The sequence below is a fragment of the Thioalkalivibrio sp. ALJ7 genome, assembly GCF_000376865.1.
GTDB lineage: Bacteria > Pseudomonadota > Gammaproteobacteria > Ectothiorhodospirales > Ectothiorhodospiraceae > Thioalkalivibrio.
Window position 1 is genome coordinate 471,110 of record NZ_AQXQ01000012.1, and the last position, 23,816, is coordinate 494,925.

Genomic DNA, 23,816 nt, shown 5'->3' on the forward strand with positions numbered 1-23,816 from the left:
GTCTACCCAGCCAGCACGAGGAGCCCGCATGTCGCGCGAAATCATCCAGACCGAGAATGCCCCGGCCGCCATTGGCCCCTATTCACAGGCCGTGCGCGCGGGCGAGACCCTTTATCTCTCCGGGCAGATTCCACTGGACCCCGCGACCATGGAACTGGTGGGCGGCGGCATCGAGAACCAGATCCGCCAGGTGTTCGCCAACCTCCAGGCGGTCCTGGAGGCGGCTGGCGCCAGCACTGCGGACATCGCCAAGCTGAATATCTTCCTGATCGATCTGACGCACTTCCCGCTGGTCAACGAGATCATGAGCGAGGTGTTCAACGAACCCTATCCGGCACGCGCTGCGATTGGCGTGGCCGCCTTGCCCAAGGGCGCCCAGGTCGAGATGGACGCCATCGCCTTCTGCCCGCGCAGCTGATCGCGCCGCGCAGGCCGTCCTGGTGGAGCTGCAGGCCCCGCTCACAACGCTGAAGGGTGTCGGTCCAGCGGTGGCGGAACGACTGGAACGCCTCGGGCTGGAACAGGCCGGGGACCTGCTGTTCCATCTACCCCTGCGCTTCGAGGACCGCACGCGGCTGACGCCGATCGCGGCGCTGCGACCGGGGTTGGCGGCACTATTCGAGGGTCGCGTCGCGCATGCCGAGGTCGTCCACCGCCGCCGGCGGATGCTGGTAGTCACTCTCAGTGACGACCAGGCGCAGATTCTGCTGCGATTTTTTCACTTTGGCGCCAACCAGCAACGGCGTCTGAGCGTCGGCACGCGCATCCGCGCCTTCGGTGAGCCGCGGGGCATCCCCGGCGCACTGGAATGCGTACACCCGGAGCTTCAGACCGTGGGCGATACCCCGCCGGCACTGGAGTCGCACCTGACTCCGATCTACCCGACCACCGAGGGCGTCTCGCAAAAACTGCTACGCCAGCTGGTCGCGCATGCCCTGCCGGGGGTGCGGGCCCTACCCGACCTGTTGCCGGAACTGACCCACCAGGGCCTGCCCGGTCTACACGCCGCTTTGGGACAACTGCACCACCCGCCGGCTCAGGCCGATGCACTGGTTGCCCTGGATACACCGGAGAACCGTAGTCCAGCGCGCACGCGCCTGGCCCTGGAGGAGTTGTGTGCCCATCAACTCGCTCGCATCCAGCAAAGCCGCACGCCGCAGGACACACGCAAGGCGCCAGTCATTCAGCCCCCCGGCACCCTGTGGCAACAACTACGCGACCAGCTCCCCTTCGAACCCACCGGCGCACAGGAACGCGTGACCGAGGAGATCCTGGCCGATCTCGCACGCACGCAGCCGATGAACCGGCTGGTCCAGGGCGATGTCGGCTCGGGCAAAACACTGGTCGCGGTGGCCGCCACGCTGGCGGCGGTGGAGGCCGGCTATCAGGTCGCCTTCATGGCCCCAACCGAGCTGCTGGCCCGCCAGCACGGGCGCAACCTGGCCCAATGGCTGGAGCCGCTGGGCGTGTCCATCGCCTGGCTGGGTGGCCGCCAGACCGCCGGTGAACGTGGGCAGCTACTCGCGGAACTGGCCACGGGTCAGCGCCAGGTCGCAATCGGCACCCATGCCCTGTTCCAGGAGGAGGTGCGGTTCCAGCGACTGGGGCTTGCGATCATCGACGAGCAGCACCGTTTTGGGGTGCATCAACGCATGGCCCTGCGCGACAAGGGCAACGGCCGAATGCCGCACCAGTTGATCATGACCGCCACCCCGATCCCGCGCACCCTGGCGATGGCGCTGTACGCCGAGCTGGCCAGCTCGGTGATTGACGAACGCCCGCCCGGGCGCACGCCGGTGCGCACCGCGCTGATCAGCCACGAACGCCGCGACGAGGTGATTGACCGCATCCGCGCCGCCTGCGGTTCCGGCACCCAGGCCTATTGGGTCTGTCCGCTGGTGGAAGAGTCGGAACAACTGGAAGCGGAATCCGCCGAGGCCACCGCCGAGCGCCTGCGCGAGGCACTGCCGGAGCTGACCATCGGACTGGCACACGGGCGCATGAAGGGGCCGGAGCGCGACTCGGTCATGGAGCGCTTTCGCGCCGGAGCGATCGACCTGCTCGTCGCGACCACCGTGATCGAGGTCGGGGTAGACGTCCCCAACGCCAGCTTGATGATCATCGAGAATGCCGAGCGCATGGGGCTGTCACAGCTGCATCAGCTGCGCGGCCGGGTCGGACGCGGAAACACTGCGTCGGCCTGTGTACTGCTTTATCGTCCACCGCTGGGGGAGACCGCACGCGAGCGCCTAGAGGCGATGCGGCGCACGGACGACGGCTTCGAGATTGCGGAAGTGGACCTCAAATTACGCGGCCCTGGCGAGCTGTTGGGTACACGCCAGACCGGCGACCGCAGCTTCCGCGTTGCCGACTGGGCCCGCGACCAGGACCTGCTGGACGAGGCCACGACCCTCGCCGCACGTCTCGAAAACGACCCATCACGCACCGGCGCCCTCATCGAACGCTGGCTCGGCACCGCCACCCGCTACGCCACCGTGGGTTAGGAATTCACCACGAAGCGCACGAAGACACGAAGGAGGTCAACTTCAAGAGCGGTTTGAACCACAGAGAGCACAGAGGACACAGAGAAGAATCAGGATTGCGGAGAACTGCCATTGATCGGCGTATCGGCAGGAATGCAGGTCCCGGCGACCCCGGGGCATCCTTGAATGATCTTCTTTTCTCCGTGTCCTCCGTGCTCTCCGTGGTGCTAAGCCTTTGACTTTCTTCGTGCCTTCGTGCGCTTCGTGGTCGAAACATCCCTCAGGGGCGTAGCAACGGGCCTTCGACGGCGTCGCGGGCCTCGCGGCCGGCGAGCTGTTCGATCAGGGTCAGGGCGAAGTCCATCGCGGCGCCGGGGCCGCGGCCGGTGATCAGGCGACCATCGACCTCCACCGGAGCCCCGGTGGACGGGACCCCAGCCTCGTCCAGCGCGCCGGTGAACGAAGTCACGGTGCGGCCTTCCAGAAGACCCGCTTCGGCCAGCGCCTTGGGCCCGGCACACACAGCGGCCAGATAGCCGTCGCGCTCGGCCTGCGCGCGCAACAATCCCTGTACCCGAGCGTCGTCACGCAGGTGGTTGGCCCCGGGCAGACCCCCAGGCAGCACGATCAGGTCAAAGGCGCTATCCAGAACCGCGTCGATGGTGGTATCCGGTTGAATCACCGTGCCCCGCGAGCAGGTCACCGGGCCAGGCTCCAGCCCGGCCACGGTGACCTCGAATTGCGCGCGGCGCAGCAGGTCGATGATCGTGACCGCCTCCAGTTCCTCGGAACCGGCGGCCAGGGGCACCAGTACGTTCGGCATCGATCCTCCCGATACGTCGCGATCTCAACGACGGCCGTAGAAGGTCAGACCCTTGAGCAGATTCAGCGCCTCGTTCATACCGTAATCGCGCTCGGCCAGAGTCTCACCGTTGTCATCCTCTTCACTTTCAGCCTCCGGCAGGCCATCACGGCCCATGCGGGCACCGCCGTTGTCATCGCCGGAACGCTGGACCACCAGGTCCTGCAGGCGGATGTCCGGCTCGATCCCGTCCTCCTGGATCGAACGGCCATCGGGCGTGAAGTAACGCGCGGTCGTCAGCTTGATGCCGGTATTCTGAGTTAGCGGCAGGATGGTCTGCACCGAGCCCTTGCCGAAGGTGTTCTGGCCCATGACCACGGCGCGCTTGTGATCCTGCAGTGCACCGGCGACGATCTCGGAAGCGGAGGCGGAGCCCCGGTTGACCAGGACCACCATCGGCGCACCTTTCAGCACGTCACCCGGGGACGCCTGGTAGCGGAACTGCGAATCCTCCAGACGGCCCTCGGTGTAGACAATCAGGCCCTCTTCGAGGAAGGCATCCGAGACGCCCACCGCGCCATTCAGAATACCGCCAGGGTTGTTACGCAGGTCCAGGATCAGGCCATTGAGCTCACCCTTTTCCTGCAGGTCCTCTACTGCTCGCACCAGATCGCGGGCGGTGCGCTGCTGGAAGTTGCTGATACGCACGTAGCCATAGCCGTCTTCCAGGATCTCCGAACGCACGCTCTGCACCTGGATCACGTCGCGGGTAATGGTGATTTCCTTCGGCTGGTCTTCGCCATCGCGCATCACGGTCAGCGTGATATCCGAGCCCTTCTCGCCGCGCATCTTGGCCACCGCGTCGGACAGGGACATCCCTCGTACCGACTCGCCATCCAGGCGGATGATCAGGTCACCGGCCTCGATCCCCGCCCGGCTGGCCGGGGTATCGTCGATCGGCGCAATGACCTTCACGAAGCCATCTTCCATCCCGACCTCGATCCCGAGACCGCCGAACTCGCCGGAGGTCCCGACCTGCATGTCCTCGAAGTCCTGCTCGTCCAGGTAGGACGAGTGCTCGTCGAGCCCGGACAGCATGCCCTGGATCGCGTTATCCAGGAGGTCCTTGTCCTCGACTTCGGTGACGTAATTGCGCTTGATACGCATATACACGTCAGTAAAGCGCTGCAGGTCCTCCACCGGCAGGGCGGATTGCGCGCCATTCTCGCGGTCGGCGTAGACGGCCACCGAGACACTCAGCATGACCCCGACCACCAATCCAACGATCAGGGCGTATCCGGTGCGACAAGACTTGCTCATTACCTGTCCTCGTACTTGAGGTGATTAGTGTGACGATGGTAGCACCAGCCATGTGACCGGCGCCTGAATGCACGCCACCCACCGGCTTTTTTGCCCGTTCTCGACGGCACGACCATCCACTACTGAGAGGGCCACCAGCCTTCAGGGTTCAATGGTCCGCCACTACGGCGAATTTCGAAGTACAAGCCGGGCGCAATCGCCTCGCTGCCTGCGCCGGCCACGGCCAGCTGCTCGCCGGCGCCCACCGTGTCACCCTCGGCCACCAGGATCTCCTCGACGTTACTGTAGAGCGTCAAATAGCGTTCCCCGTGATCCACGATCACCAGAAAGCCATACCCCTGCATCCAGTCCGCATAGACCACTCGCCCGTAATGGACCGCGCGAACCGCCGCGCCGTTCTCCACCTCCAGCACGGCGCCCCGCCAGCGCGATTGCAGACGATTGCCACGCGAGTCGTTGAAGCTGCGGATCACCCGCCCTTCGGACGGACGCGGCAGTTCCCCTTCCAGTTCAGAGAAGGCGACGTCCGGGCGCGTGGGAGCCGAATCATCGCGTGGAGCCTGAGTCCGAGCCGCACTCCGTGCCTCGACCTCTTCAATCACCGTCTCCAGGGTCTCCGCATTACGCTGCAGACGCTCCAACTCCAGGGCCTCGTCCTCGATGGCGGCCTCCAGCTCGGCCATCGCCTGACGCTGGCGGGCCTCTTCCTGCTCCAGACCGGCTACGGCTTCCCGTGCCTGTTCTTCCTGCTCCGCCAGCACGGCACGCTCGTGCGCCAGTGCCTCACGCGCCTCTTCCAGGGCCTCCAGGCGCTCGTTCAATCGCGCCAGCGCCTCCTCCCGAGCATCACGGATGCGTTTAGCGAACGCCGTTTGGTGCCGCCCCTCCCCGGACTGATCAAGCGACCGGCCCGGATGACGCTCGCGCTGCCACTGATCGCGCACCAGTCGTGCGGCAGCCTGGCGCTCGGCTTCCAGCTGCTCCCGGGCCTCGTCCACCCGCTGCTCCTGTTCCGCCACCGCCTCTTCCTGCTGCGAGCGTGCACGGGCCAATTCACGCAGTTCTCGACGCGAATCCTCGGTTCCGCGGGCGGCATCCGCCAACAGTTCTTCCAGCCTCTGCAACGCAGCAGAACGCTCCTCCTGGCTACGCTCCAGGTCCTGGATGGCCTCGCGCGTCTCGCGCAGCTCGGCCTCCGGCTCCAGCGCCAGCGCCAGGCCAGGCCACAGAAAAACGACCAGCCACCCGCACCAGAACAGGGCAGGGAAGCCGCCTCGAAGATTCAAGATTGCGCAAATTCGCATATCGGGGTACGTTTAGGTACTTATATTCTGACCCACGCGAGTAGGCCCTCTCCTCGCGAGAACAAGAGGCATGTCGTGAGCAACGAAATGGTTGAAGACGAAGTGTCCGTCGAAGACGGTCTGATGTCCCAGGACGAAGATATCGAGCGGGCTTCCCGCTCGCTCAAGGCCATGTCCCATCCGCTGCGCCTGAAGATCCTCTGCATTCTCGGTGATCGCGAAATCAGCGTACAGGAAATTGTGGATCAGGTCGGGACCTCCCAGAGCAACATCTCGCAACATCTTGGCATCCTGCGCGACAAGGGCATTCTCGCCACGCGCAAGGACGCCAACCGGGTCTACTACCGCGTAGGGGACTCCCGGACGCTCCGCCTGATCGGTATGATGCAGGACGTTTTCTGCAGCTCCTGACAATCACCCCTCCGATCCGGTCTCCCGAATGCTTGAACGCCTGCCCGAATTCCTCGCCAATCATCCCATCCTGACCGGCGCCCTGCTGGCAGTGATCGGGATGATCCTGTTCGTCGAACTGCGACGACTCAACCGGAAGTACCGCTCGCTGTCACCGGTCGAGGCGGTCCGCGTCATCAACCAGGATGATGCCCTGGTACTCGACGTGCGCGAGGACAACGAAGTCGCCTCCGGCCGCATTGGGGGCGCCAAGCACATCCCGCTCGGCAGCCTGCAAAAGCGCATCGGCGATATCGAGAAGTACAAGGAAAAGCCGGTGGTGGTGTATTGCCGCAGTGGCAATCGCTCGGCCAGCGCCGCCCAACAGCTCACCGCGGCCGGATTTCAGGACGTGGTCAACCTGCAAGGCGGCATCCAGGCCTGGCAATCGGCCAACATGCCCATCAAGAAGAAGTAATGCAGTTCGAGGTCTACTCCGGCGGACGCTGCCCGTTCTGCCTGCTGGCACGCCGCCTGCTCAATCAGCGTGGCTATCCGTTCACGGAATACCCCGTCGACCGCGAGCCTGGTCTGCGTGCCGAGATGGAACAACGCGCCGGGGGGCGCACCTCGGTCCCTCAGATCTTTCTCGGCGAGACCCATATCGGCGGCTTCGACGAACTGCAGGCAATGGACAGCCGCGGCGAACTGGCACGCCTGGCTACAGAGGCGGGCCTGCAAACGCCCGCCGACAGCGCCGCCGGATAAGTCTGCGCCCTCGATAGCGCACGGTGGATAACGCTCAGGGGCCACGCGCCCACATGACCCCGCCCCGCTCCCTTACAATGCCCCCATTCCAGACAACGACCCAAACAACTGCGAGACAACACGATGGCTGAAGAGAACACCCCGAACAGCGGCAATGGCGCGGCCCAGGGCGAACAGACCGAGCGCCCGGACTTCTCCATCCAGAAGGTATTCATCAAGGACCTGTCCTTCGAGGCACCGAACTCCCCCGAGGTGTTCATGCACGAATGGAAGGGCGAGACCAACATCCAGCTGAACACGGGCGCGCGCCCCATTGATGAAGCGGCCGGGGCCTTCGAAGTCGAGCTGGGTCTCACCGTGACCACGGAATCCGAAGGCAAGACCGCCTACCTGGTCGAGATCAAGCAGGCCGGCGTGTTCATCGTGCGCAACTTCCCCGAGGACCAACGCAACCACCTGCTGGGCGCCTACTGCCCCAACGTGCTGTTCCCGTTCGCACGCGAAACGGTGGCGGACCTGGTGCTCAAGGGCGGATTCCCACAGCTCCTGCTGCAGCCGGTCAACTTTGAATCGCTCTACGCCCAGCATCTGAAGGAACAGCAGCAGGGCCAGGCCGCCGGCGGGCAGGAAGCCCCGACCCAGCAGGCCTGACGCGAGACGGCGCGCATGCGCATCGCAGTCCTTGGTGGGGGCTCCTGGGGCACGGCACTTGCCATTCACGCCGCACGCCTGCACGACGATGTCGCCCTGTGGGTACGTGGAGAGGACAAGGCCCAGCAACTGGAAGCGGAGCGCGAGAACGCCCGCTACCTGCCAGGTCTAGCCTTCCCCGAAGACCTGCGCGTCAGTGCCGCTCCCGAAATCATCGAGGGACGTGACCTGATCCTGGTCGCAGTCCCTTCGGGCGCCTTCCGCGAGACACTGCGTTGGGTCTCTCCGCAGATCGCATCCGATCAGGTGGTCGCCTGGGCCACCAAGGGCCTGGAGACGGCCACCGGAGCCTGGCTGCACGAGATCGCGGAACAGGAACTCGGTCCCGAGCACCCGCCAGCGCTGGTCTCCGGGCCTTCCTTCGCGGCCGAGGTCGCACAGGAGCAGCCCACCGCCCTGTCAGTCGCCTCCAGCGACGAGGGGCACATGGACTGCCTGGTGGAGGCACTGCACGGGCGCTCCCTGCGCCTGTACCGCAACCCGGACGTAATCGGTGTGGAACTGGGCGGGGCGCTGAAAAATGTCCTGGCCGTCGCCACCGGCATCGCCGATGGTGCCGGCTTCGGCGCCAACGCCCGCGCCGCCCTGATGACCCGCGGCCTGGCGGAAATCCAGCGTTTCGGCGAGGCAGTCGGCGCCCGCCCGGAGACCCTCACGGGCCTCTCGGGGTTGGGCGACATGATCCTGACTTGCACCGATAACCAGTCGCGCAACCGGCGCCTGGGCCGACTGCTCGGCCAGGGCCTGGATCTCGCCCGCGCGCGCGCCGAGGTCGGGCAGTCGGTCGAGGGCGTAGAGACCGCCCGGGTCGCAGTGGCACGCGCCCAGGCCCTGGACGTGGAGATGCCGATCTGCGCCGAGGTGCATGCCGTGCTCTATCAGGGCCGCCCGGTACACGACACCGTGCGCCGCCTGCTGGAACGCGACCCCGCCCGCGAAGCGGGCTGACTCCACACCTAGGCGCAAAACCCCGCGCGGCACCCGCACAATCGCCCGGTAGCGCCGGATACGGCTACCGTGTGCATCCACGCCAAAATAATGGAGGCGGGCATGAGCAAGGCCTGGAAGGAACTGGATCTGGAAGGCGGGGGACTGCAGAGCGTCAATGCCCGGCTGGCCCGCGAGATGCGCACCCGCCCGACGGCCTACGCGGCCTGGGCCCTGTTCCCGCTCGGGCTGCACCGCTTCTACCTGCGCGAACCCCTGGGGGCTGCGGGCTTCCTCATACTCAGCGTCGCCACGCTGGTCCTGGCCTTCCTCGCACCCACCGGGTGGTGGCTAGCCCCCATGGTCGCCGGCTTACTGTGGGCCGGTGTGGATCTGTGGTGGATCGACCGCCGCGTGACGGATTACAACAAGGAACTGCGCAAGCAGGTCTTCCTGCGCAAGGGCAACAAGCCACCACAGGATTACCGTGGTCGCTACACCAGCGACGAGGACGCACAGCGGGAGCTGACCGAGTACCAGAAGATCAAGGAAAGCGAGAAACCCGGCCAGTCCGGTATTGCAGGAAGCAATGATCGCAACCGCGATGTGGGTGGCAAGCAACGCATGCCCAGCTTCAACGAGCAGGAGGCCATGCTGCGCCAGATGCGCAGCGGGAAGAACGACGACACCAAAAACGACTGAACGGCCCCTCGCCCCAGGGGCCGTTCGGCCGGGTGAGATCAGCTGTCGCCGGGGCGCCAGACGCCACTGGCCTCCTGCGGCGGCGGGGCGGCCTGCTTGCGGCTCTCCACATCCACAAACACGGATTCGGTGAATTGAGAGAGCTGCTGCAGGTACTCCTTGCGCTCATTCACCGACTCCGGCATCTGCGCGACCATGAACCCGGTAATAGCACTCAGGTACTGCACCGCGACGATCGGCTGCTGCGCCTTCGGATCGACTTCGGTCAACACATCCTGAACCTTCTGGATCAACTCGCCGGACAACTGCAGGGTATCGCTCATGGGGTTCCTCTCGCGGTTCGAATAAAGGTTGCCCACAGGCTACGGCAAGCCCCGCTCGCCCGAAAGTGGGCGCAGGATGCACGGGCCTTTCCCTGCCGCTCGCGACTTTTATGTTCACCACGAAGGCACGAAGAAGGGCAACTTCAAAAGCGGTTTGAACCACAGAGGGCACAGAGGACACGGAGAAGGTCAGGGCTGGACGGAATGGCGTGTCGATCGGCCGGTGGTGATCGACGTAGTCCCTCGTCATGCGCGGCCCTCGTACCGCGTGTTTTCTCTGTGTCCTCTGTGGTGTAAAGGTCTTGCCCTTCTTCGTGCCTTCGTGGGCTTCGTGGTGAAAATTCTGGGCGCAGGTCAGGGGCGACGGGGGTCGGTGTCGTCGTCGCGGGCTTCGGGGGCGTCGTCGTCCTGGTCAAAGTCTTCCTGGACCCGATCGGGTGGGATGGTCCAGGGCTCACTGGGTGCGATGGTGTGTTCGCCGGGCCGCGGGGCGAAGCGCTCGCTTTCCAGTGCGCGCATCAGGCCCACCACCATCATCAGCATCACCAGCGAGAATGGCAGGGCCGCGAGGATGACCGCGTTCTGCAGCACCTCCAGGCCGCCCGCCAGCAAGAGCACTCCGGTCACCAGCCCGATCATCGCACCCCACAACACCAGATGGATCGCCCGGTGTTGCGTGGAGCCGTGCGCCAGCAAGGTGTTGATTACCACGATCCCGGCATTCGCCGAGGTCAACAGGTAGGTGGCGATCAACACCGTGATCAGCACCGCCCCGGTCTTCGCGATCAGCCAGGGCTCGAGAGTTTCCATGGTCGCGAAGGTCGCCATGGTCAGGTCTTCGGCGACGCGATCCGCGATGGGCGCAATGCCCTCGACCTCGGCATGTAGCGCCGTCCCGCCCAGCAACGCCAACCAGAAGAAGGTGATCAGGGTCGGCACCAGCAGCACACCCGTAACGAACTCGCGCAGCGTGCGTCCACGCGAGATACGCGCGATGAACAGCCCCACGAACGGCGCCCAGGCCAACCACCAGCCCCAGTAAAAAATCGTCCAGTCGGAGTGCCACTCGTCCATGTGGTGGGCATGGGTGTACAGCGAGAGGCCAAGCAGGTTCTGCATGTAACTGCCCGAGGACTGCACCACCAACGCCAGCAGGTACTGGGTCGGCCCCCAGATCAGCAACAGCCCCAGCAAGGCGACACTCAGCCACAGGTTGAGCTGGCTGACGCGCTGTACGCCGGCCTGTATCCCGGCCACCACCGATAGGATAGCGATGGCGGTCAGCAAGGCCGTCAACACCAGCACACCGACATCACCACTGAAGGACAACCCGACGGTATGCCCCAACCCGGCCTCCAATTGCTGGATGCCCAGACCCAGCGTCGTCGCAATACCGAATACCGTGGCAAGAATCGCCAGCAGGTCCACCAGGTCACCCGGCCAAGTGTGGCTGTACTTGCCGATCAGCGGATGCAGGGCTGAACGCAAGGCCAAGGGCTGGCCCTTGCGAAAACCGAAATAAGCCAGGATCAGTGCCAGCAATGCGAACACGCCCCAGGCATTCAGGCCCCAGTGGAAATAGGTCAGGACCATCGACATGTCGGCTGCAGCGGCCTCATCGCCATTCTCGAGCAAGAATGGGTTGCCACCATGATGCGAAAGGGGCTCGGCCACCGCCCAGAACAACAGGCCCACCCCCATGCCGGCTGCAAACAACATCGACAGCCAGGAGAGCGTAGTGAACTCCGGCACTTCGTCGTCCCGGCCCAGGCGTACGTTCTTGTACCGCCCGACCCCGAGCCAGATCACCATGACCAGGAAGAAGGCCATGACCACCACGTAGTACCACTCCAGTAATGGAGTGACGAAGGCACGCGCGTCGCCCACCGCCGTGCCCAGCTGCTCGGTGCGATACACCCCCAGCAGCGCAATGATGACCACGAAGATCAACGCCAGCGGCGCGACCCTTGGATTCAGTCCCTTGAACGGGCCTCGGGTGGCGACGTTATACATCCCGTATCCCTTTCCTGTTCGATTGAATGACGAAGATCCGCACCGGCCCCGGGCATGGCGTTTGGCGCGGTTCGATCAGAGGTTCGAAACTCTTGCCGTCGCGGCTTCCTGATGATCGGTGCGCGTCCCGGTGCGGAAATCCTGAATCACATGGTGCACGAAGGCCAGCTTGTCGATCGCTGTGGCCGTTAGCACAAACGGATACACATGAGGATGCCCCATGCTGCGATTAAGACTGTTCAGGGCCCCGGCCAGAGGCAGCCAGTGATCGATCAGCACATCGAAATCATCAGTGGCATAGGCATTGAATGCCGGATGCCCACCCTCCGCTCGCAGCCGCGCCGACGGTCCTGCCTGCGGCACGATATCCATGCCATAGGCCGCAGCCGTATCCAGGGTGTCCACGATGTGCATGTAGTGCGCCCAGGTCTCCGCCCAGTCCTCCCAAGGGTGGGAGCTGGCATAGGCGGAGACATACGAGGCCTGCCAGTCGCTCGGCGGACCGTCGGTGTAGTGCCGTCGCAAGGCCTCGTCGTAGTTCTCGCGTTCATCGCCGAAACGATCGCGGAAGGTAACGTGCCAGTCAGTCCCGCGGATCAGGCGGTCCCAATAATAGTGCGCGGATTCATGCCGGAAGTGGCCCAGAATCGTTCGATAGGGCTCGGCCATGGCCTCGCGCATACGTTCGCGCACAGCCGGGTCGGCCTCTGCGATGTTCAGGGTAATGAGCCCCTCGGCATGGCCGGTCACAACGCCCCCACCCTCGCGAAACTCCGGGGCCGGGTCGGCTAGAAAGTCGAACGCCAGCCCCGCGGAATCGCTCTTCTTCGGCACCACCGGAAGCCCCAGCCGCAGGAGGCCGTAGACCAGCCGCCGCTTCTCCGTCTCCAGGCGCTCCCACAACCGCGCATTTCCCGGGACGCTCAGATCCGGGATGGTTCGGTTCAGGCGGCAGGCCCGGCAGAAGCGGTCAGGGTCATCATGCGGCACCATCCAGTTGCAAACCGCATCGACCGCGTAGTGCCGGCACTGGCGATACAACCGTCCATCGGGCTCGTCCGCGACCCGCCACAGCCCGCCTGGGATCGGGCGGCCTCGACTGTCGTTTCCATCCCCCGCCATCTCCAGCGCCGACACCTCCAACCGATCGGGCCTGAAACCCAGCCGGTGCCCGCAACTGGTGCAAACGGTGTTGTCGAAGTACACCGCGGCGTGGCAAACCTCGCACTCGAATAACTGCATGACCTTCCCCACTGCTGATCTTGCCGACCCGTTCCCGGGGGCCGGGGGGCAGACATCCGTTCAGACTACGCCGATCCCTCGACGGCGTCGCGTCATCACGGTGCAACCGGTTCCGCAAGCAACCCCTCCACCCGATCCAAAGCCAGCGGGTGAGAGAGGATTCCGCTATGCGTAGTCGGTACACCGTAGATCGAGGCCGCCTCTCGCTGGGCGGGCGGGTGCAGCATGCTCGCGAGCGAGACCACCCCATCCGCCGTGGAACGCGCACCGGTCTCTCCTCGCTGGTAGCTGAACAACAAGTGCAACTCCGTGGCCTCCAGCTTGGAGTCCGCGAACAGGCCGCCGAGGTATTCGCTGCCAAGGGCCATGTCACGCCACACGGGTATCACCACCGGCGAGCGATCAACCCCCTGCTGCGCCCGTTCGTGTCCGGCCCAGGGGGTCGACAGCGCAATCATCAAAGGGATCTCCGCTCCCACCCCGGTACGCTCCCGCTCCCGCAGGAACCCGCGGGCGATCAGCCCGCCCATACTGTGGGCCACCACTGGCAGCTGAGTCATTTCATGGCGCACTTCCAGCTCCTCGATAATCTGCACCAGATGCGCCGCCGAGGATTGCAACGGAAGCCCCGAGGCATAGTAGTAGAACCACGGCTGGTAACGCTCGCGATCCAGCACCTCCAGCAACCCCGCGAAATCGCGCGGGGAACCATTCATCCCGTGTACGAATAACACCGGTGTGCGCGCAGGGTCATAGGGCTCCAGGAAATACACCCCGGCGTAGCCGTCCATGACAAAATCCAGAGGCCGCCATTGACTGCCCCGCGCCACCTCGGCATCGAAGCGCGGATCGTCCAAATGGACAACCTCACCATAGGCCGTGACCCGCCCGAGACTCATGGGCCCATCATCGTCCGCTGCGTCCTGCCGGGTACGTGAATCCGGCAGGTAGATCGCATGGGTCAAGCGGTCGTCGCCCCTCACACGAATATCAATCCCGGTCAGGCGCCCACCCGGCCCGCAGTCCATGCCCTCGCCACCGGCCACGTACTGGACTGGCGCCCCGGCCGGGTGGGCACGATCGCCGTCCTCGTCCCGAAATGCCAGGACGCTGTAGCGACCGGGCTCCAACGCGAAAAACCAGTTCCCGCCGCGGGCCCGCACCACATGATCGACCAATTCCGGTACCGCGCCACCGCGGGCCGGCTCACGGAACACCGCCACCACGTATACGCCGGGCGTCTCTGGTTCCACCGCCTCCGAGTCGGGCCCGACCGTGCCACTGATCACGCAGGCACCGCCCATGCGTGCCAGCTGCGAGCGCGCATCCAGCAACGCACAGCCCGCCAGCCCGATCACCAGCCCCAGCACCACGACCACCCGCAACCCGCCCATTCCGAACATCCCGTTCCGCGTCCTTCCAACCCCTGAGTGTAGCGACCTCGAAAAGCCGCTACAGCTCACCCTCGGCCAGGGGCCTTCCGTTCCTCCAATGCACGCCCCGACTGGATCCGCACCTCGGCACGCACAACGGGAGCGGCCTGACCGCCAACCCGATATTCCAATACCGGGCGCGCCCGAACCTTGATGTGCGACTCCGGGAACAGCCCGCTTTCCCGCACCGCCCGATGCACCGCATCCACCAACGCCGCGGCTGGAACTGCCGCCTCGCGATCGGCGGCATATTCAAGGATCAGATGGGGCATCGGCAACGCTTCTCTTGATTGTGGCCACGGCCAGGCACGAAGCCCGATGGCCGTGCCGCCCCAGAACCGTGAATTCCTCCAGCTCCAGCCCGGCACTGCGGATCTGGGCCTCGAAATCTTCCCGGTAGGTCACCCGCCCGAAGTCGATGCTCGTGACCCGCTTGAGGACGGGCTTGAGCCGCTCCATCCAGCGAGAGGGCTGCTCCTGGATCGTCTGGGTGAAAAAGATGCGCCCGCCCGGTTTCAGCAAGCCTGCGCAGTGGCGCAACGCCCCTTCGGGGTCGGGCAACAGCATGAAGCTCGCCGAGAAATACACGACGTCATACGGCCCATCCCGATGCGCATATACCGACTCGAGCCGGGCCTCCACACGAGTGTCCATCCCCGCGTGCCGCAAGCGTTGATTCGCCCGCTCGATATAGTCCGAGTCAATATCGATACCGACGACACGCAGGCCCTTGCGCTCGAGCGCGCCCGCGTTCGCCAGCAGCGCACCGGCGGTCCCGACCCCCACGTCCAGCAACACGGCCCCCTCGGGCACCCGCTCCAGTACCTCGCCGTACCACTGTGAGGTCATCCCCAGGATCAGCTTGTCGTAAATCACACCTCGAAACATAACCACCTTTGACCCGAATGAGCCACGAGCATGTCCAGCCGCATACCAAGACGCCCGATCTCACTGCGAGCAGAGGCCACCGTCGACGACGTAGGTATTGCCGGTACACCCGCATGCCGCGTCGGAGAGCAGGAACAGAGCCAGCCCGGCACATTCTTCGTTGCTGACATAGCGCCCGAGCGGGATACGGGCCTCGAAGGATTGGTGCACGTCTTCAGGGTGAGCAGGGTTCGCCTGCTCCTCGATGGACTGCATCATGCGGTTGGCGACCGGGCCGGGGTTAAGGGTGTTGACCCGGATGCCTTCTGGGCCGAGCTCCGCGGCCAGGCACTTCATCATGCCCACCACCGCATGCTTGCTCGACACGTAGGGGGAAAGTCCGGCTGCACCCCTGAGCCCGGCCACGCTGGAAGTGATCACGATACTGCCACCACCGCTCTTGCGCAGGGCCGGCAGCGCCGCCTCGGCGCCCAAGCGTACACCGTGGACATTGACCGCAAACACCTTCTCCCAGGCCATATCGGAACGACTGTCGAACGGGCCAACCTCGCCCTCAATCCCGGCGTTCAGAAACACCCCATCCAGACGGCCAAACCGCTCCAGTGCGGCCGCCACCATGCGCTCGTTGTCCTCGCGCCGGGTCACGTCCACCGCCACACCGACGGCCCGCTCGCCCAGCGAGTCGGCGATCGCCTCCACCGCGCCCGCCTCGCGATCGGTGATCACCACGCTGGCACCCTGCGCATACGCCAGACGCGCCGTGGTCTCGCCGATGCCCCCGGCACCACCGGTAATAGCGATCACTTTGCCTTTCAAGTCACTCATTTTTCGTCTCCTTGATCCATTGCGCGGATCACGCAAATCGTCCACTGGCTGTTCATCGCCTTATAGCGAGTAAATCGCGCAGGCGCTCAGCCAGCAATCGATGATGGCCGACTTGTGCAGCCCATACCCCTACCGTAAAGCGATGCGCCGCGCTGACTTGTGATGTCCCTCAACGAGTGCTCGGCACGATTGTTCCGGCCACACCGGTATGTCCTAATGCGAGGTCACTCTGGCGACAAGGAGCGGATCCATGAGCGAAGGCCTCGACGAGAAACTCGAACCGATCTACCGGGAAGTGCTGCATCGCAATCCCGGAGAAACCGAGTTTCATCAGTCCGTCCACGGCGTGCTGGAATCACTGGGGCCCGTATTGGTGAAGTACCCGGAGTTTGCCGAGCTCAAGATCATCCAGCGCATCTGCGAACCCGAACGCCAGATCATCTTCCGGGTGCCCTGGCAGGACGACAAGGGCGAGCTGCAGATCAATCGGGGCTTCCGGGTGCAGTTCAACAGCGCGCTGGGTCCTTACAAGGGTGGCATGCGGTTCCACCCGTCGGTATATCTCGGCATCATCAAGTTCCTTGGCTTCTCGCAGGTGTTCAAAAACGCCCTAACGGGCCTGCCGATCGGCGGCGGCAAGGGTGGTAGCGACTTTGACCCGAGAGGTCGCTCGGACGCTGAAATCATGCGCTTTTGCCAGAGCATGATGACCGAGATGTACCGCCACATTGGTGAGTACACCGACGTGCCCGCCGGTGACATTGGCGTTGGCCAACGGGAAATCGGCTACCTGTTCGGCCAGTACAAACGCCTGACCAACCGCTTCGAGTCCGGCGTGTTCACCGGCAAGGGCCTGGACTGGGGCGGCAGCTGCGTGCGCACGGAAGCCACCGGCTACGGCGTCGTGTTCTTCACCGAGGCGATGCTGGACGCACGCAAGGAGTCGCTGGACGGCAAGCGTGTGGTGGTCTCCGGGGCCGGAAACGTGGCGATCCATGCCATCCAGAAGGCCCAGCTGTTGGGCGCCCGGGTCATCGCCTGCTCCGATTCCCGCGGCGTCATCCTCGACGAGGGCGGCCTGGACCTGGACCTGATACGTCAGATCAAAGTGCGCGAACGCGGCCCGATCAGTGCCTATGCCGAACGCCGCAAGGGCGCGCAATACAACGAAGATGGCTGTATCTGGGAGATCCCCTGCGACATCGCCCTGCCCTGCGCCACCCAGAACGAGCTGACCGCAAAAGACGCCAAGACGCTGATCGAAAATGGCTGCGTTGCCGTAGCCGAAGGGGCCAACATGCCGGTGACCCCGGAAGGCATTCAGGCCTTCCGCGAAGCCGGGATCGCCTTCGGACCGGGCAAGGCCGCCAACGCCGGTGGCGTGGCGACCAGCGCGCTGGAGATGCAGCAAAACGCCAGCCGCGACTCCTGGAGCTTCGAATACACCGAGGGTCGACTGCAGGAGATCATGTGCAACATCCACCGCACCTGCTTCGAAACCGCGGAGGAATACGGGGCGCCCGGCAACTACACCACCGGTGCCAACATCGCCGGCTTCGTCAAGGTCGCCCGCGCCATGGAGGCCATGGGGCACATCTGATCCATACAAAAAAGGCCCGCACGCGGCGGGCCTTGCATTCACGGTGGGTTGAGGCAGACGTGCATCAAGCGGCGGCGCGAGTCTTGCCGAAGTGCAGGTGCTCGCCGTCCATGTCGATCTCGATGGTATCGCCCGGCAGGAACTCGCCAGAAAGCAGGGACTGCGCCAACGGATTCTCCAGCTGCGTCTGGATCGCACGCTTGAGCGGACGGGCACCATAGACCGGGTCGAAGCCTGCCTCGCCCAGATGATCCAGCGCGGCGGCCGAGATCGTGAGCCCCAGGTCGCGTTCCGCCAGGCGGTTGCGCAGGTACTGGAGCTGTATGTCGGTGATCGCACGGATTTGCTCGCGCTCCAACGGATGGAACACCACCACGTCGTCGACGCGGTTGATGAACTCGGGCCGGAAGTGCTGCCCGACGATCTCCATCACCGAGGCCTTCATGACGTCGTAGTTGGCCTCGCCGGCCATCTCCTGGATCTGCTGCGAGCCCAGGTTGGAGGTCATCACGATCACCGTGTTGCGGAAGTCCACGGTGCGGCCGTGCCCATCGGTCAGGCGGCCGTCATCCAGCACCTGCAGCAACACGTTGAACACATCCGGGTGCGCCTTCTCGACCTCGTCCAGCAGGATCACGCTGTACGGCTTACGGCGCACGGCCTCGGTCAGGTAGCCGCCTTCTTCATAGCCGACATAGCCCGGAGGCGCGCCGATCAGGCGCGCCACGGAGTGCTTCTCCATGAACTCGGACATGTCGATGCGGACCATGGCCTCCTCGGTGTCGAACAGGAAACTGGCGAGCGCCTTGGTCAACTCGGTCTTGCCGACCCCAGTCGGGCCGAGGAACAGGAACGAGCCATTGGGCCGGTTCGGGTCCGAAAGCCCGGCGCGCGAACGACGGATGGCATTAGCCACCGCGGTCACCGCCTCAGTCTGACCGATCACACGTTCTCCGACAGCCTCTTCCATGCGCAGCAGCTTGTCCTTCTCGCCCTCCAGCATCTTGGACACCGGGATACCGGTCCAGCGCGAGACGACCTCGGCGACCTCTTCGTCGGTCACCTTGGTGCGCAGCAGCTGGGTTTCCTGGCTCTCCATCTCGTGGGCCATGGCCAGGGACTTCTCCAGGTCCGGGATACGGCCGTATTGCAATTCGGACATGCGTGACAGATCACCGGCGCGGCGAGCCGTCTCCAGTTCAAGGCGGGCGCGTTCAAGTTCTTCCTTCAACTGCGCGGCGCCGGAGACCGAGGCCTTCTCGGACTTCCAGACCTCTTCCAGGTCGGAGTACTCCCGACCCAGGCGGTCGATCTCCTCCTCCAGCGTGCCCAGGCGTTTCTTCGAGGCCTCGTCGGATTCCTTCTTCAGCGCCTCGCGCTCGATCTTCAGCTGGATCAGGCGGCGCTCCAGGCGATCCATCACCTCCGGCTTGGAGTCGATCTCCATGCGGATGCGCGAGGAAGCCTCATCGATCAGGTCGATCGCCTTGTCCGGCAACTGGCGGTCCGTGATGTAGCGCTGCGAGAGCTGCGCGGCCGCAACGATCGCCGGATCGGTGATCTCGATGCCGTGGTGCACCTCGTAGCGCTCCTTCAGGCCGCGCAGGATGGCGATGGTGTCTTCCATGGTCGGCTCGTCCACGACCACCTTCTGGAAGCGGCGCTCTAGCGCGGCATCCTTTTCGATGTTCTGGCGGTACTCATCCAGCGTGGTGGCGCCGATGCAGTGCAGCTCGCCACGCGCCAACGCGGGCTTGAGCATGTTGCCAGCATCCATCGCGCCCTCGGCCTTGCCGGCGCCGACCAGCGTATGGATCTCGTCGATGAACAGGATCACCCGGCCCTCTTCCTGCGAGAGTTCCTTCAGCACGGACTTCAGCCGCTCTTCGAAATCGCCGCGGTACTTCGCCCCGGCCAGCAGCGCGCCCAGATCCAGCGAGAGCACGCGCTTGTCCTTCAGGCCCTCGGGCACTTCGCCATTGATGATGCGCTGGGCCAGGCCTTCAACAATCGCGGTCTTGCCGACACCGGGCTCGCCGATCAGCACGGGGTTGTTCTTGGTGCGGCGCTGCAGCACCTGGATGGAGCGCCGGATCTCTTCATCGCGCCCAATTACTGGATCAAGCTTGCCCTGCTCGGCGCGCTCGGTCAGGTCGATCGTGTACTTCTCCAGCGCCTGCCGGCTCTCCTCGGCGTCCGGGTTGTCTACCTGGTTACCACCCCGGATGTCTTGGGTCGCCTTGTCCAGCGCATCCTTGTTGGCGCCAGCATTGCGCAGCATCTCACCCACGCCGCCCTTTTCATCGATGGCGGCGAGCAGGAATAGCTCACTGGAGATGTACTGGTCCTTGTTCTGCTGAGCCAGCTTGTCGCAGACGTTCAGCAGGCGACCCAGATCATTGGAAACATGCACATCGCCGGCCGCCCCCTCGATCTTGGGCATGCGGTCCAGCGCCTCGCCCAATGCGGAGCGCAACTGGCGGACATTGACGCCGGCCCGGTCGAGCACATGGCGTACGGTCCCGCCATCCTGGTCCAGCAGCGCCAATAGCAGGTGGGACGGTTCGATGAATTGGTGGTCGCGGCCAACCGCGAGTGATTGCGCGTCGGCAATCGCGGACTGGAACTTGGTTGTCAGGCGATCCATTCGCATTGGGAAACCCCTCGGTCAAATCGGTGTGAACTGACACGAATGATGGGGACAATCCCCGCTGGTTCAAGGATAGATGTCCGAAAACACCTCTGGGGCGAGGCCTGGGTGTCATTCCCGGCGCTAGCCACGGCCCCTGCGGGGCGTCGCCATAACAACGTTAATCCTCGTCGCGCGGTGCAATCCACACGAGGGTGCCCATGCGGCCGGTCTCGCCGTCACGGCGGTAGGAGAAGAAGCGGTGTTCCTCGGTGAAGGTGCAGCGGCCGCCACCGGATACATCAAGGACCCCCACACGTTCGAGACGGTGCCGAGCGAGCGCATAGAGGTCCGCCAGCAGGCGCCCGTCGCGCCCGGGGCGGAAGGCCCCAGCTGCCCCCACATCATGATCGAGGAAGGCATCGCGCACCTCTCGCCCGACCTCGAAGGCCTCCGGACCGATCGCCGCGCCCATCCAGGCGCGAATGCCGACGCCGGGGCGCATCAGCCGCAGTGCCTCGACCCCGGCCTCCAGCACACCGTCGGCCAGACCACGCCAGCCGGCGTGCGCGACACCCACGGCCTCGCCATCCTCGGTCGCCAGCACGACCGGCAGGCAGTCCGCCGTCTGCACCGCGCAGACGTAGCCGGGCTGATCGGTGACGACAGCGTCCGCCTCCGGGGTGCGATCCTGCTCCAGCGCAGCCTGCAGGTCTTGAGCCGTGATCACTCGTGTGCCATGCACCTGGGTCGGCCAGGCCACCGGCTCGATCAAGCCCAGCTCGATCTGCAGGCGATACCGGTTCTCAGCCACCGCCTCCGGGTCGTCCCCGGTGTGCAGCGCGAGGTTGAGCGAACGCCAGGGGCCGGTACTCACGCCCCCGTCGCGGGTCGTCTGCAGGGCCCAGACGCCAGGCGGAAGCTCGCCGCGATCCGGTCCCAGCATGGGCAGGGGTTCATGCCTCATCATGCATCTCCCGGTCCTTGCGCAGTGCATCCAGAAGCGCCTCGAAATCCGCCGGCAGCGGGGCATCGAAGGCATGGGGCTCGCCGGTCTGCGGATGTTCGAATTCCAGGTGGGCGGCATGCAGGGCCTGGCGCTTGAATGCCGCAATCGCGGCCTTGGCCGCCTCGCCCATACCCTTGACCGGGCGCGGACGCCCCCCGTAGGTCAGGTCGCCGACAATCGGATGGCGAATATGTGCCATGTGCACGCGGATCTGGTGGGTGCGCCCCGTCTCCAGACGCACGTTTAACAGGGTATGAGCGGGGAACCGCTCGCCCACACGATAATGCGTAACCGCGGGCTTGCCACCGCCGGTTACCGCCTGGCGCTTGCGATCGACCGGATGGCGCCCGATGGGTTCGTCGATGGTCGACCCGCTAATGATCTGCCCCTGGACCAGCGCGCGGTACTCGCGGTGCACGCTGCGCGCCTGCAACTGACGCACCAGGGCGGTCTGGGCCTCCGGCGTCCGGGCCACCACCATCAGCCCGGTGGTGTCCTTGTCCAGGCGATGGACGACCCCCGCCCGTGGCAGCTGGGCCAGTTCCGGCGCCCGATGCAGCAAGGCATTGACCAGCGTCCCGTCGCGGTGACCGGCGGCCGGATGCACCACCAGCCCAGCCGGCTTGTTGATTACCAGCACTGCCGCGTCTTCGTACACCACGTCCAGCGCAATCGGCTCCGCCTGTGCTTCCAGTACCGGGGCATCCGGCGGGATCAGCTCCACCCGCTCGCCCCCCTGAACGGGCGTACGCGGGCGCGGCTGGGCACCATCCACCCGCAGCGCCCCCTCCTTTAACCAAAGGGTTAGCTGGCTGCGCGAGTATTCCGGGAACAACCGCGCCAGAGCCGCATCCAAGCGTTGTCCAGCGGCCTCGTCCGGCAGAATGGCCTCACGCGGTTCGGACATTGCGCACACCCCCGCTCGTCGCCACCGGGGCTTGATGTTGTAGAATCCCTGCACTTCGTTTCATCTGTGAGGCCTCGCCGTGATTTCTGTCCCGCACCTGTCGCGCCTGCTTGTCGTTCTGATCGTGGCGCTCGTGGTCGCCGGCTGCGCTGGGCGCGAAGACCCAACGCTGGGGTGGTCGGCCAGTCAGCTCTACGGCGAGGCCAAGAACGCCCTGAACGAGGGCAACTACAGCCAGGCCGTCGAATACTACGAGAAACTCGAGGCCCGCTACCCGTTCGGGCGCTACGCCCAGCAGGCGCAGATCGAGATCCCCTACGCTTACTACAAGGCCGGCGAGCCGGAACCCGCCCTGGCCGCGGTAGACCGCTTCGTGCAGCTCAACCCGCGCCACCCGAACCTGGACTATGCGTACTACCTGCGCGGGCTGATCAACTTCAACCGCCAGCAAGGCTTCCTCGCCAACCTGTTCCCGCGCGACCCCGCCGAGATGGACCCGGAGCCCTTCGACCAGGCCTTCCAGGACTTTGACCGCCTGATCCGCGAGTTCCCGGACAGTCGCTACGCCCCGGACTCCTACCAGCGCATGATCTACATCCGCAACGCGCTGGCCGCCTACGAACTGCGCGTGGCCGAGTTCTACATGGAACGCACCGCCTGGGTCGCCGCGGCCCAGCGCGCCCGCAACGTGATCTCCACCTACCCCGGAGCCGAGGTGACGCCAAAGGCCCTGGCCGTACTGCACCGCGCCTACACCGAGCTGGGCCTGGAAGATCACGCCACCAACACCATGACGGTGCTGGAACTGAACTATCCGGATGCCGCCGTGGCCGTGCGCGCCGGCGAACCGGTGGAACTGGAAGGCGAAGAACGCCGCGGCCTGTGGCGCGTCATGGACCGCATCCCCTTCCTCACCAACTAAGCCTCTCCCGACGCTGTCTGGACTCACCACGAAAAGCGCACGCTGACACGAAGAAGGGCAAGGTCAAGGGCGTTTGCACCACAGAGTGCACGGAGGACACGGAGAAAATCAGGGCTGCAGGGCAAGGCGCATCGAGCTCCTCCTGGGTCATCGAACATCACCAATTTAGGCCTTTCTCTGTGTGCTCCGTGTCCTCTGTGGTGCAAAGGCTTTTAACCTCCTTCGTGCGTTCGTGCGCTTCGTGGTGAATCCAAGCGGCGCCGAAAGGCAGGTCGTTCAGAGGGCTTCGCTGCCCTCTTCGCCGGTGCGGATGCGGACCACGCGCGACATGTCGGACACGAAGATCTTGCCGTCCCCGATCTTGCCGGTGCGGGAGGCCTTCACGATGGCATCAATGCAGGCGTCTACGCGATCGTCGTCCACTACCAGTTCCAGCTTCACCTTGGGCAGAAAGTCCACCACGTATTCTGCGCCCCGATAAAGCTCGGTGTGGCCCTTCTGGCGACCGAAGCCCTGGACCTCGGTCGCGGTCATCCCGGCGATGCCCATCTCGGTCAGGGCCTCGCGGACATCTTCCAGCTTGAACGGCTTGATGATCGCCTCGATCTTCTTCATGCG

General features: G+C 64.9%; 24 protein-coding genes. 10 read left to right on the forward strand and 14 right to left on the reverse strand.

Translation table 11 applies throughout. The features are described 5' to 3' along the window. The first annotated feature begins 28 nt into the window (after positions 1-28). Both D002_RS0110805 and recG read left to right on the forward strand, forming a co-directional pair. The gene (locus tag D002_RS0110805; RefSeq protein WP_018141939.1) at positions 29-418 is read left to right on the forward strand and encodes a RidA family protein; all 390 of its coding nucleotides are present in this window, start codon (positions 29-31) and stop codon (positions 416-418) included. Further along, positions 348-2,504: an ATP-dependent DNA helicase RecG gene (recG, locus tag D002_RS0110810; RefSeq protein WP_081610851.1), complete on the forward strand. Its 2,157-nt coding sequence runs from the start codon at positions 348-350 to the stop codon at positions 2,502-2,504. The genes D002_RS0110805 and recG overlap by 71 nt, the downstream gene beginning before the upstream one ends. Before the next feature lie 259 nt (positions 2,505-2,763). Here the strand turns inward: recG and D002_RS0110815 are convergent, their stop codons facing one another. From D002_RS0110815 to D002_RS0110825, 3 genes are all read right to left on the reverse strand, one after another. After that, on the reverse strand, positions 2,764-3,306 hold the full coding sequence (locus tag D002_RS0110815) for a DJ-1 family glyoxalase III (RefSeq protein WP_018141941.1): 543 nt from the start codon (positions 3,304-3,306) through the stop codon (positions 2,764-2,766). Positions 3,307-3,330: 24 nt separating this feature from the next. Continuing rightward, entirely contained in the window at positions 3,331-4,605 is a 1,275-nt protein-coding gene (locus tag D002_RS0110820; protein WP_018141942.1) for a S41 family peptidase, read from the reverse strand. Positions 4,606-4,724: 119 nt separating this feature from the next. Beyond that, the gene (locus D002_RS0110825; RefSeq protein WP_018141943.1) at positions 4,725-5,909 is read right to left on the reverse strand and encodes a murein hydrolase activator EnvC; all 1,185 of its coding nucleotides are present in this window, start codon (positions 5,907-5,909) and stop codon (positions 4,725-4,727) included. 75 nt (positions 5,910-5,984) lie between these two features. Between D002_RS0110825 and D002_RS0110830 the strand changes: the two genes are divergently transcribed. From D002_RS0110830 to D002_RS0110855, 6 genes are all read left to right on the forward strand, one after another. Continuing rightward, the gene (locus tag D002_RS0110830; RefSeq protein WP_026181667.1) at positions 5,985-6,320 is read left to right on the forward strand and encodes a helix-turn-helix transcriptional regulator; all 336 of its coding nucleotides are present in this window, start codon (positions 5,985-5,987) and stop codon (positions 6,318-6,320) included. Between the two features lie 28 nt (positions 6,321-6,348). Further along, a complete protein-coding gene (locus D002_RS0110835) occupies positions 6,349-6,777 on the forward strand; it encodes a rhodanese-like domain-containing protein (RefSeq protein WP_018141945.1) in 429 nt (142 codons plus the stop codon). After that, positions 6,777-7,067: a glutaredoxin 3 gene (gene grxC / locus D002_RS0110840; protein WP_018141946.1), complete on the forward strand. Its 291-nt coding sequence runs from the start codon at positions 6,777-6,779 to the stop codon at positions 7,065-7,067. Before D002_RS0110835 ends, grxC begins: the two co-directional genes overlap by 1 nt. 123 nt (positions 7,068-7,190) lie before the next feature. Continuing rightward, entirely contained in the window at positions 7,191-7,718 is a 528-nt protein-coding gene (secB, locus tag D002_RS0110845; protein WP_018141947.1) for a protein-export chaperone SecB, read from the forward strand. 15 nt (positions 7,719-7,733) lie between these two features. Then, positions 7,734-8,726, forward strand: a complete 993-nt coding sequence (locus tag D002_RS0110850) for an NAD(P)H-dependent glycerol-3-phosphate dehydrogenase (protein WP_018141948.1) — start codon at positions 7,734-7,736, stop codon at positions 8,724-8,726. Between the two features lie 102 nt (positions 8,727-8,828). Next, positions 8,829-9,407 carry a hypothetical protein gene (locus D002_RS0110855; protein WP_018141949.1) on the forward strand — a complete coding sequence of 193 codons (579 nt, stop codon included), beginning with the start codon at positions 8,829-8,831 and terminating at the stop codon, positions 9,405-9,407. Positions 9,408-9,445: 38 nt separating this feature from the next. Here D002_RS0110855 and D002_RS0110860 read toward each other — a convergent pair whose 3' ends face one another. From D002_RS0110860 to D002_RS0110890, 7 genes are all read right to left on the reverse strand, one after another. Then, entirely contained in the window at positions 9,446-9,730 is a 285-nt protein-coding gene (locus D002_RS0110860) for a hypothetical protein (RefSeq protein ID WP_018141950.1), read from the reverse strand. A 354-nt stretch (positions 9,731-10,084) separates the two neighbouring features. Next, positions 10,085-11,743 carry a BCCT family transporter gene (locus tag D002_RS0110865; protein WP_018141951.1) on the reverse strand — a complete coding sequence of 553 codons (1,659 nt, stop codon included), beginning with the start codon at positions 11,741-11,743 and terminating at the stop codon, positions 10,085-10,087. Between the two features lie 75 nt (positions 11,744-11,818). After that, on the reverse strand, positions 11,819-12,985 hold the full coding sequence (locus D002_RS0110870) for a putative zinc-binding metallopeptidase (protein WP_018141952.1): 1,167 nt from the start codon (positions 12,983-12,985) through the stop codon (positions 11,819-11,821). Between the two features lie 95 nt (positions 12,986-13,080). Beyond that, a complete protein-coding gene (locus D002_RS0110875; protein WP_196800130.1) occupies positions 13,081-14,379 on the reverse strand; it encodes a lipase/acyltransferase domain-containing protein in 1,299 nt (432 codons plus the stop codon). A gap of 65 nt (positions 14,380-14,444) precedes the next feature. Then, positions 14,445-14,690, reverse strand: a complete 246-nt coding sequence (locus D002_RS0110880) for a hypothetical protein (protein WP_018141954.1) — start codon at positions 14,688-14,690, stop codon at positions 14,445-14,447. Then, the gene (locus D002_RS0110885; protein ID WP_018141955.1) at positions 14,671-15,306 is read right to left on the reverse strand and encodes a class I SAM-dependent methyltransferase; all 636 of its coding nucleotides are present in this window, start codon (positions 15,304-15,306) and stop codon (positions 14,671-14,673) included. The genes D002_RS0110880 and D002_RS0110885 overlap by 20 nt, the downstream gene beginning before the upstream one ends. Positions 15,307-15,366: 60 nt before the next feature. Continuing rightward, positions 15,367-16,131, reverse strand: coding sequence for an SDR family NAD(P)-dependent oxidoreductase (locus tag D002_RS0110890; protein WP_018141956.1), 765 nt, complete (start codon positions 16,129-16,131; stop codon positions 15,367-15,369). Between the two features lie 250 nt (positions 16,132-16,381). Between D002_RS0110890 and gdhA the strand changes: the two genes are divergently transcribed. Further along, positions 16,382-17,731, forward strand: coding sequence for an NADP-specific glutamate dehydrogenase (gene gdhA, locus D002_RS0110895; protein WP_018141957.1), 1,350 nt, complete (start codon positions 16,382-16,384; stop codon positions 17,729-17,731). 64 nt (positions 17,732-17,795) lie between these two features. Here the strand turns inward: gdhA and clpB are convergent, their stop codons facing one another. The 3 genes from clpB to rluD all read right to left on the reverse strand — a co-directional run bounded on the left by clpB (position 17,796) and on the right by rluD (position 22,276). Further along, complete coding sequence (gene clpB, locus D002_RS0110900) at positions 17,796-20,378, reverse strand: ATP-dependent chaperone ClpB (RefSeq protein ID WP_018141958.1); 2,583 nt, start codon at positions 20,376-20,378, stop codon at positions 17,796-17,798. Between the two features lie 163 nt (positions 20,379-20,541). After that, entirely contained in the window at positions 20,542-21,327 is a 786-nt protein-coding gene (gene pgeF, locus D002_RS0110905; protein ID WP_026181668.1) for a peptidoglycan editing factor PgeF, read from the reverse strand. Further along, positions 21,317-22,276, reverse strand: a complete 960-nt coding sequence (gene rluD, locus D002_RS0110910; RefSeq protein WP_018141960.1) for a 23S rRNA pseudouridine(1911/1915/1917) synthase RluD — start codon at positions 22,274-22,276, stop codon at positions 21,317-21,319. Before rluD ends, pgeF begins: the two co-directional genes overlap by 11 nt. Positions 22,277-22,355: 79 nt before the next feature. Between rluD and D002_RS0110915 the strand changes: the two genes are divergently transcribed. Further along, the gene (locus D002_RS0110915; protein ID WP_018141961.1) at positions 22,356-23,198 is read left to right on the forward strand and encodes an outer membrane protein assembly factor BamD; all 843 of its coding nucleotides are present in this window, start codon (positions 22,356-22,358) and stop codon (positions 23,196-23,198) included. 276 nt (positions 23,199-23,474) lie between these two features. Here D002_RS0110915 and D002_RS0110920 read toward each other — a convergent pair whose 3' ends face one another. After that, the gene (locus tag D002_RS0110920; RefSeq protein ID WP_018141962.1) at positions 23,475-23,813 is read right to left on the reverse strand and encodes a P-II family nitrogen regulator; all 339 of its coding nucleotides are present in this window, start codon (positions 23,811-23,813) and stop codon (positions 23,475-23,477) included. Positions 23,814-23,816 lie beyond the last annotated feature (3 nt).

What these genes read in the sequence shown, in the direction of transcription:
- D002_RS0110805 (WP_018141939.1), top strand. Translation starts at nt 29, where the DNA reads ATGTCGCGCGAAATCATCCAGACCGAGAATGCCCCGGCCGCCATTGGC.
- D002_RS0110815 (WP_018141941.1), bottom strand. Translation starts at nt 3,306, where the DNA reads ATGCCGAACGTACTGGTGCCCCTGGCCGCCGGTTCCGAGGAACTGGAG.
- D002_RS0110820 (WP_018141942.1), bottom strand. Translation starts at nt 4,605, where the DNA reads ATGAGCAAGTCTTGTCGCACCGGATACGCCCTGATCGTTGGATTGGTG.
- D002_RS0110825 (WP_018141943.1), bottom strand. Translation starts at nt 5,909, where the DNA reads ATGCGAATTTGCGCAATCTTGAATCTTCGAGGCGGCTTCCCTGCCCTG.
- D002_RS0110835 (WP_018141945.1), top strand. Translation starts at nt 6,349, where the DNA reads ATGCTTGAACGCCTGCCCGAATTCCTCGCCAATCATCCCATCCTGACC.
- grxC (WP_018141946.1), top strand. Translation starts at nt 6,777, where the DNA reads ATGCAGTTCGAGGTCTACTCCGGCGGACGCTGCCCGTTCTGCCTGCTG.
- secB (WP_018141947.1), top strand. Translation starts at nt 7,191, where the DNA reads ATGGCTGAAGAGAACACCCCGAACAGCGGCAATGGCGCGGCCCAGGGC.
- D002_RS0110850 (WP_018141948.1), top strand. Translation starts at nt 7,734, where the DNA reads ATGCGCATCGCAGTCCTTGGTGGGGGCTCCTGGGGCACGGCACTTGCC.
- D002_RS0110855 (WP_018141949.1), top strand. Translation starts at nt 8,829, where the DNA reads ATGAGCAAGGCCTGGAAGGAACTGGATCTGGAAGGCGGGGGACTGCAG.
- D002_RS0110860 (WP_018141950.1), bottom strand. Translation starts at nt 9,730, where the DNA reads ATGAGCGATACCCTGCAGTTGTCCGGCGAGTTGATCCAGAAGGTTCAG.
- D002_RS0110865 (WP_018141951.1), bottom strand. Translation starts at nt 11,743, where the DNA reads ATGTATAACGTCGCCACCCGAGGCCCGTTCAAGGGACTGAATCCAAGG.
- D002_RS0110870 (WP_018141952.1), bottom strand. Translation starts at nt 12,985, where the DNA reads ATGCAGTTATTCGAGTGCGAGGTTTGCCACGCCGCGGTGTACTTCGAC.
- D002_RS0110875 (WP_196800130.1), bottom strand. Translation starts at nt 14,379, where the DNA reads ATGGGCGGGTTGCGGGTGGTCGTGGTGCTGGGGCTGGTGATCGGGCTG.
- D002_RS0110880 (WP_018141954.1), bottom strand. Translation starts at nt 14,690, where the DNA reads ATGCCCCATCTGATCCTTGAATATGCCGCCGATCGCGAGGCGGCAGTT.
- D002_RS0110885 (WP_018141955.1), bottom strand. Translation starts at nt 15,306, where the DNA reads ATGTTTCGAGGTGTGATTTACGACAAGCTGATCCTGGGGATGACCTCA.
- D002_RS0110890 (WP_018141956.1), bottom strand. Translation starts at nt 16,131, where the DNA reads ATGAGTGACTTGAAAGGCAAAGTGATCGCTATTACCGGTGGTGCCGGG.
- gdhA (WP_018141957.1), top strand. Translation starts at nt 16,382, where the DNA reads ATGAGCGAAGGCCTCGACGAGAAACTCGAACCGATCTACCGGGAAGTG.
- clpB (WP_018141958.1), bottom strand. Translation starts at nt 20,378, where the DNA reads ATGGATCGCCTGACAACCAAGTTCCAGTCCGCGATTGCCGACGCGCAA.
- pgeF (WP_026181668.1), bottom strand. Translation starts at nt 21,327, where the DNA reads ATGAGGCATGAACCCCTGCCCATGCTGGGACCGGATCGCGGCGAGCTT.
- rluD (WP_018141960.1), bottom strand. Translation starts at nt 22,276, where the DNA reads ATGTCCGAACCGCGTGAGGCCATTCTGCCGGACGAGGCCGCTGGACAA.
- D002_RS0110920 (WP_018141962.1), bottom strand. Translation starts at nt 23,813, where the DNA reads ATGAAGAAGATCGAGGCGATCATCAAGCCGTTCAAGCTGGAAGATGTC.